At 71.5% G+C, this 12,993-nt stretch carries 10 protein-coding genes, 1 tRNA gene and 1 pseudogene; 5 read left to right on the forward strand and 7 right to left on the reverse strand.

The genetic code is table 11. From position 1 onward, the window contains the following. Window positions 1–5 precede the first annotated feature (5 nt). The 6 genes from ACWD5O_RS28280 to ACWD5O_RS28305 all read right to left on the reverse strand — a co-directional run bounded on the left by ACWD5O_RS28280 (window position 6) and on the right by ACWD5O_RS28305 (window position 5,309). Window positions 6–78: transfer RNA gene (locus tag ACWD5O_RS28280), tRNA-Glu, on the reverse strand. Between the two features lie 154 nt (window positions 79–232). Beyond that, window positions 233–1,027: a polysaccharide deacetylase family protein gene (locus ACWD5O_RS28285; RefSeq protein WP_450087134.1), complete on the reverse strand. Its 795-nt coding sequence runs from the start codon at window positions 1,025–1,027 to the stop codon at window positions 233–235. A gap of 75 nt (window positions 1,028–1,102) precedes the next feature. Further along, the gene (locus ACWD5O_RS28290) at window positions 1,103–2,047 is read right to left on the reverse strand and encodes a MerR family transcriptional regulator (RefSeq protein ID WP_450087158.1); all 945 of its coding nucleotides are present in this window, start codon (window positions 2,045–2,047) and stop codon (window positions 1,103–1,105) included. After that, on the reverse strand, window positions 2,037–2,657 hold the full coding sequence (idi, locus tag ACWD5O_RS28295) for an isopentenyl-diphosphate Delta-isomerase (RefSeq protein ID WP_450087135.1): 621 nt from the start codon (window positions 2,655–2,657) through the stop codon (window positions 2,037–2,039). The genes ACWD5O_RS28290 and idi overlap by 11 nt, the downstream gene beginning before the upstream one ends. Beyond that, entirely contained in the window at window positions 2,654–4,138 is a 1,485-nt protein-coding gene (gene crtI / locus ACWD5O_RS28300; RefSeq protein ID WP_450087136.1) for a phytoene desaturase family protein, read from the reverse strand. Before crtI ends, idi begins: the two co-directional genes overlap by 4 nt. Window positions 4,139–4,166: 28 nt before the next feature. Beyond that, window positions 4,167–5,309 (reverse strand): polyprenyl synthetase family protein, encoded by a 1,143-nt coding sequence (locus ACWD5O_RS28305; protein WP_450087137.1) that lies wholly within the window; start codon window positions 5,307–5,309, stop codon window positions 4,167–4,169. 65 nt (window positions 5,310–5,374) lie between these two features. On the opposite strand from ACWD5O_RS28305, the gene ACWD5O_RS28310 reads away from it, so the two are divergent. After that, entirely contained in the window at window positions 5,375–6,295 is a 921-nt protein-coding gene (locus ACWD5O_RS28310; protein WP_450087138.1) for a phytoene/squalene synthase family protein, read from the forward strand. Window positions 6,296–6,333: 38 nt separating this feature from the next. Here the strand turns inward: ACWD5O_RS28310 and ACWD5O_RS28315 are convergent, their stop codons facing one another. Beyond that, the gene (locus tag ACWD5O_RS28315; RefSeq protein ID WP_450087139.1) at window positions 6,334–7,434 is read right to left on the reverse strand and encodes a serine hydrolase domain-containing protein; all 1,101 of its coding nucleotides are present in this window, start codon (window positions 7,432–7,434) and stop codon (window positions 6,334–6,336) included. A gap of 90 nt (window positions 7,435–7,524) precedes the next feature. Between ACWD5O_RS28315 and ACWD5O_RS28320 the strand changes: the two are divergent. From ACWD5O_RS28320 to ACWD5O_RS28335, 4 genes and pseudogenes are all read left to right on the forward strand, one after another. Further along, window positions 7,525–8,999, forward strand: a pseudogene (locus tag ACWD5O_RS28320) (dihydrolipoyl dehydrogenase family protein). A gap of 197 nt (window positions 9,000–9,196) precedes the next feature. Beyond that, window positions 9,197–10,198 (forward strand): LacI family DNA-binding transcriptional regulator, encoded by a 1,002-nt coding sequence (locus ACWD5O_RS28325; protein WP_450087140.1) that lies wholly within the window; start codon window positions 9,197–9,199, stop codon window positions 10,196–10,198. A gap of 373 nt (window positions 10,199–10,571) precedes the next feature. Beyond that, window positions 10,572–11,951, forward strand: coding sequence for an ABC transporter substrate-binding protein (locus tag ACWD5O_RS28330; protein WP_450087141.1), 1,380 nt, complete (start codon window positions 10,572–10,574; stop codon window positions 11,949–11,951). A gap of 87 nt (window positions 11,952–12,038) precedes the next feature. Then, window positions 12,039–12,992: a carbohydrate ABC transporter permease gene (locus tag ACWD5O_RS28335; RefSeq protein ID WP_354966531.1), complete on the forward strand. Its 954-nt coding sequence runs from the start codon at window positions 12,039–12,041 to the stop codon at window positions 12,990–12,992. Window position 12,993 lies beyond the last annotated feature (1 nt).

The raw sequence follows: 12,993 nt of genomic DNA on the forward strand, positions 1-12,993 counted from the left end.
GGTCGTGCCCCCAACGGGATTCGAACCCGTGCTACCGCCTTGAAAGGGCGGCGTCCTGGGCCGCTAGACGATGAGGGCGGCCCCGCCATCATTGCACATTCGCAACTTCAAGCGGACTTGCTCCCATCCGGCCCCGCCGGAGGCTTGGAAAGCATACGTGATGCGTGGTCGGTCGACAAAACCGGTATGGCCGGAGCCTCAGTTCGGCGCATAACCGCAGGTCAGGGCCGGTCTAGCGCAATCGGGTGACGCCGAAGCGTCGCTTCAGGTCGGCGATCACGTGCGGGCAGGCGGCGAGCGTCGCGGCCCGGTTGCCGCCGCCGTCGTGCAGCAGCACGACGGCGCCGGGACGGGCGGCGGAGTGGACTCGCTTGGTGATCGTGGCAGCGGTCGGCTTGTCCCAGTCCTGCGGGTCGACGTTCCAGTGCAGCGGCCGCATGCCGAGATCCTTCGCCACCGCCAGCACCTCCGGCGTCCACCGGCCGCCCGGCTGGCGGTAGAAGGGAACCTTCGCTCCCGGGGCAGCCGCCTGGATGGCCTTGTTGGTCCGGGACAGGTCGGCCCGGATCTCGGCAACCGGCCGGCGAGCCAGCTCAAGGTCGTGCCGCCAGCTGTGGTTGCAGAGCTGATGCCCCTCCCGGACGATGCGCCGGACCAGCTCCGGGTGGCGCTGCACCTCACGGCCGACTAGGCAGAAGGTGGCGGTCACCCGGGCGGCCCGCAGTTGGTTGAGCACCTTGGGCGTCCAGGCCGGGCTGGGCCCGTCGTCGAAGGTCAGGGCCACCGGGCGTACGCCGGTGCTGCGCCGCAGGCCGGCCGGGAGCTTGGCCGGCAGCGGCCGCAGGGTGGGCTTCGGCGGCTTGGCGCGGGTGGGGTGTGGCGACGGAGTGGGTTTCGGGGTGGGCGGCATGGTCGACTCGACCGGCTGCGGCGCGCCGACGGGTGCGAGGGTGCCGTCCGGCTGGGCACAGCCGGCCAGGGCCAGCACCACGATGAGGGCGGACGCCAGGACGGCGCGGGCTTGCATCTGTTCGCTCCCGGGGGGTCGGGGTAGGCGGACGCCCCGACGCTAGTGGACGCCGCTGAGAGCCGACAGCCCCGGTCAGGCCCCTCTCGCCTGGTCCAGCGAGTCACGGACCGCGACGGCGAGCGAGACCGCCTCGGTCAGGTCGGCCGGCCGCACCACCCCGGAGGGCAGGGTCTCGGCCCGCCAGCCGGGGCCGGCGGCGAGGACCAGCAGCGGGCGGCGGGGTGCCGCGAGCAGCGCGCTGAGCTGAGCCGGGTCCGCGGTGGCCCGGGTGTGCGACCAGAGCACCACGGCGGCCGGCCCGGTCCGGGTCACCGCCTCGACGAGGGCGGCCACCGGCACCCGGGCGCCGAGCATCCGGTAGGTGAGCCCGGCCTCGCCGAGCGCGGCGCCCAGTGCCTCCAGCGGCAGGCTGTGCTGCTCCTCATCGGCGCAGGAGAGCAGGATCCGGGCCGGTCCGCTGGCCGCGGCGGCCCGGCTGCTCGCCGCGAACGCCTCCGACACGCAGCGGGAGACGAGGTGTTCCACCTCGATCAGGCCGCCGGTGGCGGCGTGCCGGTCACCGATGCCGACGAGGACCGGGCGCAGCAGGTGATCCCAGGTCGCGACCACTCCGCCGACGGCTAGCGCCTGCGCGATGGTCTCGCTGATCGCCGCCGCGTCCAGCCGCATGGCGGCCCGGGCCAGTCCTCTGGCGGCCGGGCCGGCGCGGCCTACCGGGATGGTTCCGCCGCCGTCGCGAACCGGTGGGCGGATCCGGGCCCGGGCGAGGGCGTCGGCGGGCGTGGGATCGGGCGCCTGGCGGGCCCAACGGGCCGCCTCGGCGGGGCTCACCCCCTCGGCGGTGAGCCGTCGCATGATTTCGAGACGGGCCAGGTCGGCCGGCGTGTACCGGCGGTGGTGGCCCGGGATGTGTTCACTGGGACCGAGCCCGTAGCGCTGGTGCCAGGTGCGTAGCGTGGTGACCGCGACCCCCAGCCGACGTGCGACCGCGCCCGCGCTCAGTGCCTCATCGACCACCTGACCGCTCCGCCGCGTCATCCGCCGACGATCCGGACGGGGTCACCGCCGGGCCGGGTACGCCGGACGTCGGCTCCGAGGGGCGCAGCAGCCGGTTCACCACCCCGCCCAGCCAGGGTGCGTACGAGCGGGGGTCACGGTCGAGCTCGGCCTCCAGGGCGGCGGGGTCGGCCCAGCGCAGCTCGGCCACCTCGTCCGGGTCGGGTAGCAGCGGGGCGGCGGGGCGGAACTCGCCGCGCAGGACGTGGTCGTACTCGAACTCGACCCGCCCGGTGGCCGGGTCCTCGGCGTAGTAGACGTAGACGCCCACCTCGGTCAACTCGACGGGGCCGGTGCCCAGTTCCTCGCGCAGCCGCCGGTTGGCCGCCTCGGCGAGCGGTTCGCCCGGTTGGGGGTGGCCGCAGCAGGAGTTGGCCCAGCGCAGCGGGAACCGGGTCTTGACCGCTGCCCGCTGCTGGAGCAGCACCTGACCGTCCGGGTCCACCAGCAGCACCGAGAAGGCCCGGTGCAGATGCCCCGGCGGTTGGTGCGCGGCCGCGACGGTGGTCTCACCACGAGCCCGGCCGGCGTCGTCGACCAGCTCGACGAGGTGCTCCTCGCGGCTGCTCACCGACCCTCCCCGGTGATCCGGCCGGCGGCCAGCTTGCCGGAGATCAGCACCATCGGCACGCCGACCCCGGGCTGGGTGCCGGAACCGACGAAGACCACGTTCGACAGGTCGCGGTGCAGGTTCGAGGGGCGGAACGGACCGGTCTGGAAGAGGCTGTGCGCGGCGGCGAACGGGGTCCCGGCGGCCATGCCCTGCTCCGCCCACTCGGCGGGCGTGATCGCCCGCAGCACCTCGACCCCGGCGCCGAAGCCGACGTAGCCGCGCTCCTCCAGGGTGCCGATCAGCTGGTCGCCGTAGCGCCGGGTGAGGTCGCCGTGCCACTCGAACGGGGCCCGGTCGAGGTTGGGCACCGGGGCGAGCACGTAGTAGGTGTGCCGGTCCGGCGGGGCCACCGACGGGTCGGTCCGGCTCGGGTTGGTGACCAGCAGCGACGGGTCGGTCATCAGCTCGCCCCGGCGGATGACCTCATCGAAGGTGCCCTTCCACGCGCGCCCGAAGTGGATGTTGTGGTGGGCGATCTTCGCATATCCCTGCCGGGAACCGACGTGCAGGACGACGCAGGACGGCGAGTAGGTGAGCAGCCGCCGCTGGCGGGCGGCGGGGAGCAGGTCCCGGTAGGCGACCGGCAGATCGGGGTTGAGCACCACCACGTCCGCCGGCACCAGCTCGCCGTCGGCGGTGAGTACGCCGGTGGCCCGGCCGTTCGTGGTCTCCACCCGGGTCACCGTGGTGTCGTACCGGATCTGCACGCCGTGTTTCTCGGCCGCGCCCGCCATCGCCTTGGACACCGCGTGGATGCCGCCGCGTGGGAAGTAGACCCCGGCCACCGAGTCGAGGTACGCGATGACCGCGTAGATGGCCAGCGCGTCGTGCGGGGCGAGCCCGGCGTACATCGCCTGGAAGGAGAAGATCCGCTGGGTGCGCGGGTCCCGGAAGAACTGGTTGATCTTCGTCTGGAGTCGGCGGAAGGCTCCGCCGGCGAGCAGCTTGAGCAGGTTGCCGGTGATCAGGTCGGTCGGCGCGTCCAGGTTGCGCTCGATGAAGTCGGCCCGCTCCAGCCGCCACAGCTCCCGCGCGTAGTCGACGAAGCGCAGGTAGCCGTCGGCCTCGCGGGGGCCGCAGACCCGGGAGATCTCGGCCGCCATCCGGGTGGTGTCGGTCAGCACGTCGAGGGTCGAGCCGTCCGGGTAGTACGCCCGGTAGGCCGGGTCGAGTGGGGTCAGGTCGAGCCAGTCACCCAGCTCCTCCCCGACCGCCCCGAGCGCCTCGGCGATCAGCTCGGGCATGGTGAGCACGGTCGGGCCGGTGTCGAACTCGTAGCCGTCCGCGGCGAGCCGCCCGGCCCGCCCGCCCGGCACCGGCTCACGTTCCAGCACGGTCACCTGCCGGCCGCTGCCGGCCAGGTGCAGCGCACAGGCCAGTCCGCCCAACCCGGCGCCGACGACCACCACCCGGTCCGTCCGTCCTGTCACCGTCCGCACGTGGCCACCTCCTTGGAGAAGTCGTTCATCAGGCCCGCCGGTTGGTGGCGGCGGTGGCCAGCCCGGTCAGCGCGGTTCGCGCCGTCCGGTCCACGGGTGTGGCGTCGAGCGCGGCCAGCGCGTCACCCACCCGCTCGGCGATCATCCGCTCCACCCGCGCCACCGCCCCGGTGTCGGCGATCAGCTCGGCCAGCCGGTCGACCCGGCCCTCGCGGGCCCGGTCCAGCTCCTTGAGCTGGGTCGGGGTGGCCAACTGCCGGGCCAGCATGAGCAGCGTGGTCGGCTTGCCGGTGCGCAGGTCGTCACCGGCCGGCTTGCCGGTGACGGCCGGGTCGCCGTAGGCGCCGAGCAGATCGTCGCGGAGCTGGAACGCCTCGCCGACGGCCAGGCCGTAGCGGGTGTACGCGGTGGCCAGCGGGTCATCGGCGGGCACCCCGGCCAGGCAGGCGCCGTAGAGCAGCGGTCGCTGGACGGTGTAGCTCGCCGTCTTGTAGCGGGCCACCCGCAGCGCCCGGTCGGTCGACCAGTTGACCACGTCGTTCTCGCCGAGCACGTCCAGATACTGCCCGGCGATGGTCTCCACACGCATCTGGTCGTAGCACCGGCGGACCTCGAACAGTCGGGCCGGCGCCACGGTGGCGTGCGCCAGCAGCCGGTCGGCCCAGACCACGCAGAGATCGCCGATGAGCACCGCGACCGCTTCGCCGAACCGGCCGGGGTCGCCCCGGCGGCCGGCGGCGACATGTTGCGCGGCGAGGGCGACGTGGGTGGTGGGCCGGCCTCGGCGGGTGGCGGAGGAATCCATGACGTCGTCGTGCACGAGCGCGAAGGTGTGCAGCAGCTCGAGGGCGGCCAACGCGGGTAGCACCGGGGGGAGTGGCTCGCTGCCGCCGACCGCCCCGCGCCAGCCCCAGTAGGCGAAGGTGGGCCGGATCCGCTTGCCTCCGGCCAGCACGGCCCCTCGCGCGGAGGCCGCGAAGTCGCCCATCGCGGCGTCGATCTCGGCGAGCGAGTCGACCTCGCCGTTGAGGAAGGTGGTCAGGGTGTCGTCCACCGCCGTGATCAGGTCCTGGGTGTACGCGGCCAGCACGGCGCGGACTGGATTGGCCCCATCGCCCGGCCGTGCCGGCGCCACGCGGATCGCGCTACCGGCAACTGCGTCGTTGGCCATGCGGCCGAGCGTACCCTAGAGTTACGAGTTGCGTCGATTGGTGCGTCGATAAATGAGGAGGGCCGGTGGACGCCGATCTCACCGCTGCCTATGACCAGTGCCGTGAGCTGAACAGACGCCACGGTCGCACCTACTATCTCGCCACCAGGCTGCTGCCCGCCTGGAAACGGCGGCACGTGCACGCCCTCTACGGATTCACCCGCTACGCCGACGAGATCGTGGACGGCACCGAGGACCTGCCGCCGGCCGAGCGGGCCGCCCGGCTGGACGACTGGGCCGGCCGCTTCGTGGCGGGCCTGGACGGCGCGTCGGTCGACGACCCGCTGCTGCCGGCCGTGCTGCACACGATCGCCGTCTTCAACCTCGACCGGGACGACTTCGCGTCGTTTCTGAAGAGCATGGCGATGGACCTGACGGTCACCGCGTACCCGACCTACGACCACCTGCTCGACTACATGGAAGGCTCGGCGGCGGTCATCGGCACCATGATGCTGCCGATCCTGGGCAGCTCCGACCCGGCCGAGGCCCGGGAGCCGGCTCGGCAGCTCGGCTTCGCCTTCCAGCTCACGAACTTCATCCGGGACGTCGCCGAGGACCTCGACCGGGGCCGCACCTACCTGCCGGACGAGGACCTGGCGAAGTTCGGCGTCACCAACGACGAGCTGGCCCAGGCCCGCGCCCGGGGTCGCGGCACGCCCCGGATCCGCGAGCTGATCGAGTACGAGGTGACCCGGGCCCAGGCGCACTACGCCGCCGCCGCGCCCGGCATCACCATGCTCGCGCCGGCCTCGCAGGCCTGCATGCGCACCGCGTACGCCCTCTACGGCGGCATCCTGGACGAAGTGGCCGCGCAGGGATACGACGTCTTCGCCCGGCGGGCCCTGGTGCCGCAGCGGCGCCGGATGGCGGTGGCCGCCCGCGCCCTGCTCACCCCGGCCGGTACCCCGGTCACCCTTCCCGGCCCGAAAGGAAGGGCACCTTATTAACGCCTGGTGTTGTACAAGGGGCCCTTCCTAACATCCGGTCACAGGCACGAGTGCAGTGCCTCGACGAGTTCGTCGACCCGGTCGTGCTCGGCCAACTGCGCGGTGGCGTACGCGAAGGTGTACCCGCGCTCCGGGTCGGCCCACGCGCTGCTGCCGCCGATGCCGCCCATGCCCCAACTGCCGTCCGGCTCCCACTGCATGCCCAGCGTCCACTGGACCTGGCGGTCCAGCACCAGATCCGGCCCGTCGTACTGGACCCGGGTCGCCTCGGTCACCAGCTCCGGGCTGACCAGCCGGACGCCGTCCAGGACACCGCCCGCGAGCAGGCCGGCGTAGAGCCGGGCCAGGCTGGACGCGGTGGCGTGCAGGTTGACCGCGGGGACCTCGGCGCCCCGCCAGAGCGGACTGTTGAGCATGGCCAGGTCCCGTCCGCCGGGCGGGTTGTCCATCGAGCGGGCACGGAGAGAGCCGGGCTCGCCGAGCATCCGGACCGGCCATTCCGGGTCGCCGTAGCGCAGGTCCGCACAGCGCCGTTGGTCGGCCTCGGACAGCCCGAAGCCGAGGTCGAGCAGCCACCGGCCGGCGATCTCCTCGGCCAGGAACCGGCCCACCGAACGGCCGTCCACCCGGCGGACCAGTTCGCCCACCAGGTGCCCGTACGTCCAGGCGTGCTCCCCGGCCACCGAGCCGGGCGCCCATTCGGGGTCGGCGGCGGCGAGGTCGCCGGTGAGCAGCGCCCAGTCGGCGATCGCGGTGGCCGGTCGGGGCACCGGGAAGGCCGGCAGCCCGGCGGTGTGCGACAACACCTGACGCACGGTGGCCGGGGTGCGAAACTCCGGCCAGTACCGGGCGACCGGCGCGTCGAGATCGACCCGACCCCGGTCGACCAGCATCAACAGGCAGAGCGCGGCCACCGGCTTGCCGACCGAGTAGACGTTGACCAGCGTGTCCGGTCGCCACGGGTCGCCGCCGGCTGGACCGTCGGCCCCATCGCTGGATCCGGAGGTGGTGCGGGAGCCGCCGACCAGGTCGATCACCGGATGGCCGTCGTACCAGACGGTCAGGCTGGCACCGGTCTCCCGTCCGGCGGCCAGCAGGTCGTGGAAGCAGTCCCGGACCGGGGCGAAGCGCGCGTGCATCCGGCCACCGTAGGCGCTCCGGCCCGGTGCGCGCGCCGGCTTTTCCCGGCCTCGGTGGTCGGGGCCGGGCTGCTAGGGGATGCTGTCGGGGTGGCGGAGCCGGAGTTGGTGGATGTGGTCGTGGTCGGGCTCGGGGTCGGCGGCGAGGAGGTGGCCGGGCGGCTCGCCGAGCCGGCCTGAGCGTCGTCGGCGTCGAACGGGACCTGGTCGGCGGGGAGTGCCCGTACTGGGGCTGCATCCCGAGCAAAATGATGATCAGAGCGGCCAACGCGCTCGCCGAGGCGCGTCGGGTCGACGGGCTGGCCGGGACGGCGCAGGTCCAGCCGGACTGGGCGCCGGTGGCGAAGCGGATCCGCGAGGAGGCCACTGACACCTGGGACGACACGGTCGCGGTGCGGCGGTTCACGGACCGCGGTGGCCGGTTCGTCCGGGGCAGCGGCCGACTCGACGGCCCGGGCCGGGTCCGGGTCGGCGACCAGGTGTTCCAGGCCCGGCACGGGATCGTGCTGGGCACCGGCACCCGAGCGTCGGTGCCGCCGATCCCAGGTCTGGCCGACACTCCGTACTGGATCAACCGTCAGGCGATCGAGGTCGAGCAGCTGCCGGAGTCACTGCTGGTGCTCGGCGGTGGCGCCATCGGGTTGGAGCTGTCCCAGGTCTTCGCACGGTTCGGGGTGCGGGTCACGGTGGTGGAGGCGCTGGACCGGGTGCTGGCCGTCGAGGAACCGGAGGCGTCCGAGGTGGCCGCCGCGGCGCTGCGCGCCGACGGCGTGGAGATCCACACGGGGGTACGAGCCGAGCGGGTCGAGCACGACGGGAGCCGGTTCACCCTGCACGGCGCCGGCGGGGCGGAGTTCACCGCGGACCGGCTGCTGGTGGTGACCGGCCGCCGGGCACACCTGGAGGAGTTGGGGCTGGACACGGTCGGGGTGGACGCCGCCCAGCGCTACCTGCCGGTGGACGATCGGCTGCGCGTCACCGATGGCATCTGGGCGGTCGGTGACGTGACCGGCGAGGGGGCGTTCACCCACATCGCCATGTACCAGGCGGCGATCGTGATCGCCGACGTGCTGGCCCAGGCTCGGCAGGCGAACGCGGGGCCGGACGCCAGCGGCACCGCCAGCGTGGTCGGCGGCGCGATGGGCGCGGCCAGCTCGCTGGGCTTCAGCGCGTCGAGCGGATCCGCGGGCAGTGTGCCGCGCGCCGACTACCGCGCGCTGCCCCGGGTGACCTTCACCGACCCAGAGGTCGGTGCGGTCGGGCTGACCGAGCAGCAGGCTCGGGAGCGCGGCATCAACGTGCAGATCGGGTACACCAAGCTGGGCAGCTCGACCCGGGGCTGGATCCACCGGGTCGGCGACGAGGGGTTCATCAAGCTGATCGCGGACGCCGACCGGGGCGTGCTGATCGGCGCGACCTCGGCCGGCCCGGCCGGCGGCGAGGTGCTCTCGGCGCTGGTGGTGGCGGTGCACGCGGCCGTGCCGCTGAGCCAGCTCCGGCACATGATCTACGCCTATCCGACCTTCCACCGGGCCATCGAGGACGCCCTGCGCAACCTGCGGTGACGTGTGCCCGACGTCGCCCAGGTGACACCCGGTTACGCGACGAGCAGGAGCACGCTGATCGCCGGCATCCCCGCCGAAGCATCAAGTGGCAACTGAAAGGCCAAGGCTCTGAGCAGGGCCACCCGCCGCAGCGGAGAAGCAACTGCCCGGCAGTTCCCTGTTCATTTCTTTCATTTCTGTGACGTACGATTGCGGCCGTGACCAAGCGGTTGACTGAAGTTGCCAAGAAGGCGGGCGTCAGCGAGGCCACCGTCAGCCGGGTGCTCAACGGCCGGGACGGGGTCTCCGAGGCGACCCGGACGGCCGTGCTGACCGCGTTGGACGTGCTCGGCTACGAGCGGCCGACCAAGTTGCGCGGCGAGCGTGCCAGGCTGGTCGGGCTGGTGTTGCCCGAGTTGCAGAACCCGATCTTCCCGGCGCTCGCCGAGGTGGTCACCGGGTCCCTCGCCCAGCGTGGCTACACCCCGGCGCTCTGCGCCCGCACCATCGGTGGCGTCTCCGAGATGGACTACGTGGAGATGCTCCTCGACCACCAGGTCTCCGGGGTGATCTTCGCCGGTGGCTCGTACGCGTTGGCCGACGCGCGGCACGACCACTACCGACGGCTGACCGACCGGGGCCTGCCGGTGGTGCTGGTGAACGCGGGGGTGGACGAGCTGGGCTTCCCCCGGGTCTCCACGGACGACGCGGTGGCGGTGGAGCAGGCGTACGGGCACCTGCGTTCGCTGGGGCACGACCGGATCGGGATGGTGCTCGGCCCGGAGGGGCACGTGCCGTCCCGGCGCAAGCTCGACGCGATGATCCGCGCCGTGGGCTGGACCGACGACACGGAGTACGTCGAGCGCTCCAGTTTCTCCATGGAAGGGGCGCGGGTCGCTGCGACAAAGCTGGTCGAGCGTGGTGTCACCGGGATCATCTGCGCCAGCGACGTGCTGGCGCTGGGCACCATCCGGGCCGCGCGCCGGCTGGGTCGTGTGGTGCCGACCGACGTGTCGGTGGTGGGCTTCGACGACTCGGCCTTCATGACCTGCACCGACCCGCCGTTGACCACCGTGCGGCAGCCGATCGAGACGATGGGGCAGGCCGCGGTGGACCTGCTGGTCACCCAGATCGAGGGTGTCGGCGTGCTGCAGGACGAGTTGCTGTTCGAGCCCGAGCTGGTGGTGCGTGGTTCCACCGCCCCCGCCCCGGGCCGCTGATCGGCAGGCGGGCCGCCGACTGACCGTCCCGGCCCCGCCCCTGGATCGCTGAGACGACCTCCCGGCCGTCGACCGCTTCTCGCGGTCGGCGGCCGTTCTCGTTGCTGCTCGAATACCGCAGCGACGGCCTGGTCTGCTGACGGGCCATAAGGGACCAAAGGTCATCATCTCGGGCCCGTTTCGAGGCGCTGTCGATATTTGCCGTTAGAAAGTCGTATCCTTTCACGACAGCATCGCTACCTTGCCGAAATGAGTCGGCCCCGTTACAGTGACTCCACTCACACGTGGCTCCGGCGCAGTTACCGGCGGTCAGGTCGCATCACCGCAGCTCATCGAACGTCATGGAGACACCCGTTCCCGAAGGGATGGACAGATGTCCGTACCGCAATACCGAAAGGCTGCGGCGTTAGCGCTCGTGGCCGGCCTGGGGTTCAGCCTCACGGCATGCTCCACGAAGAGCGACGACAAGGACACGAACGCAGGCGGCAAGGTCACCATCACGGTCGACTGCCAACCCGTCGGCGCTCAGAAAGAGCTGTTGAAGAACTGGAACGATGATGTCGCCGAGTTCCAGCGGCAGAACCCGGACATCGTCATCAAGAGCGTGAGCGTCGGCGAGCAGTGCAACAACCCGCCGGACTTCACCGCCCGCCTCGCCGGCGGCACCGTGACCGACGTGTTCTACGGGTACATGACCGATCTCCAGCAGGTGCTCGACTCCGGCCAGGCGATGGACATCTCCCAGTACGCCAACAAGGACGCCATCCCAACCTGGGACAGCGTCGACCCGGCGCTCAAGGGGGTCTTCACCGACGGCGGCAAGCTCTACGCCGTCCCGGTGAAGAACTACTCAATGGGCCTGGTCTACAACAAGGTCCTGTTCCAGCAGGCGGGGCTCGACGTGAACAGCCCGCCCAAGACCTGGGGCGAGGTCCGGGCCGCCGCCAAGAAGATCTCCGCGCTCGGCAACGGCATCGCCGGCTACTCGGAGTACAGCGCCGGCAACACCGGCGGCTGGCACTTCACGTCCCTGCTCTACTCGCAGGGCGGCCAGGTGCTGACGCCGGACGGCAAGAAGGCCGACTTCAACAACGCGATGGGCAAGCAGGTCCTGCAGAACATCAAGGACATGCGGTACGGCGACAACAGCATGGGCGCCCGGCAGCTGCTGCAGTGGGGCGACCTGCTGACCAACGCCGGTGCGGGCAAGGTCGGCATGTTCATCGGCGCGCCGGACGCCACCCAGGCGATCGTCAGCCAGTTCCAGGGCAAGTTCCAGGACTGGGCGATGAGCCCGCTGCCGGGTCAGGACGGCGCGGCGAAGGGCACGCTCGGTGGCGGCGAGGGCTACTTCTTCAAGAAGGACCTCACCCCCGAGCAGGTCAAGGCCGGTCTGAAGTGGATCGCGTACCAGAAGCTGACGCCGGGCAAGGGCCAGTTCGACTACGTCCGGGCCAAGCCGCAGAACTACCCGGTGGGTCTGCCCCAGCCGCTGCTCTTCGCCAACGGCAGCGAGGCGCAGAAGCAGGAACTCGAACTGCGCAAGGCCAACGCGAACGTCGACACCGCGAACTTCGCGATCTTCGAGGCGACCCCGGTGCCGATCAAGGGTGAGCCGCGCAACGCGCAGGCGGTCTACGCGGTGCTCGACGCCGCGATGTCCGGGGTGCTGACGAACCCGAACTCGAACATCGACGCGCTGCTCAAGACGGCCGAGGAAAAGGTCAACCAGCTCCTGGCTGCCGAGAGCTGATCCGGTCAGGTGGGGGCCGGTACGCCGACCCGGCCCCCACCCCATCCGCGCCACACCGTCCGGTCACTGACTCACCCAGGAGTTGCCTTGGCGATCACCACCGTCCCGGGTACCACCAGAAAGCCGGGACGTCCCACGCCGCCCTACACGGGGCCGCAGCGTACGAGCCTCGGCCGCAAGGTGCGGGACAACCTCACCGGTCACGCGTTCCTGATCGGGGCGGTGCTCTGCTTCGTCGTCTTCTCCTGGTACCCGATGATCCGCGGCATCGTGATGAGCTTCCAGCGCACGCGGCGCGGCGAGACCACCTGGGTGGGCTGGGACAACTACTCCCGCATCATCGCCGACCCCAGCTTCTGGCCCGCCTGGCAGAACACGCTCTACTTCACGGTGCTCGCGCTCGTCCTCGGGTACGCGGTGCCGTTCTTCGTGGCGATCCTGCTCAACGAGTTCCGCCACGCCAAGGGATACCTGCGGATTCTGGTCTACCTGCCGGTGATGCTGCCACCAGCCTCGGCGCTGTACCTCTTCAAGTTCTACGCCTACGACCCCAGCGAGGCGGGTCTCTTCAACGCGATCCTCAAGGCGCTGCACCTGCCCACGTCGCAGTGGATGCAGTCCCCCGACATGACGATGCCGGCGATGGTGCTCGCGTCGACCTGGATGAACATGGGCGGCGCCGTGCTGATCTACCTGGCGTCGCTGCAGAACATCCCGGGCGAACTCTACGAGGCTGCCGAGCTCGACGGCGCCGGGATCTGGAAGCGGATCCGCCACGTGACGATCCCGCAGACCCGGCTGATCCTCGCGCTCCTGGCGATGATCCAGATCGTCGCCACGATGCAGCTCTTCATCGAGCCACTGATCCTCGCCAACGGTGCGGGCGCGGAGGATTCCGCGACCTCCGTGGCGTACCTCATCTACCAGCACGGCTTCTTCCAGAACGACCTCAACGGCGCCGCGGCGCTCGGTGTGCTCATGCTCGTGGTGCTGGCCGGCTTCTCCGCCGCCTACCTGCGGCTGAGCGCGAAACAGGACTAGG

This window comes from Micromonospora sp. NPDC005161, assembly GCF_053599855.1.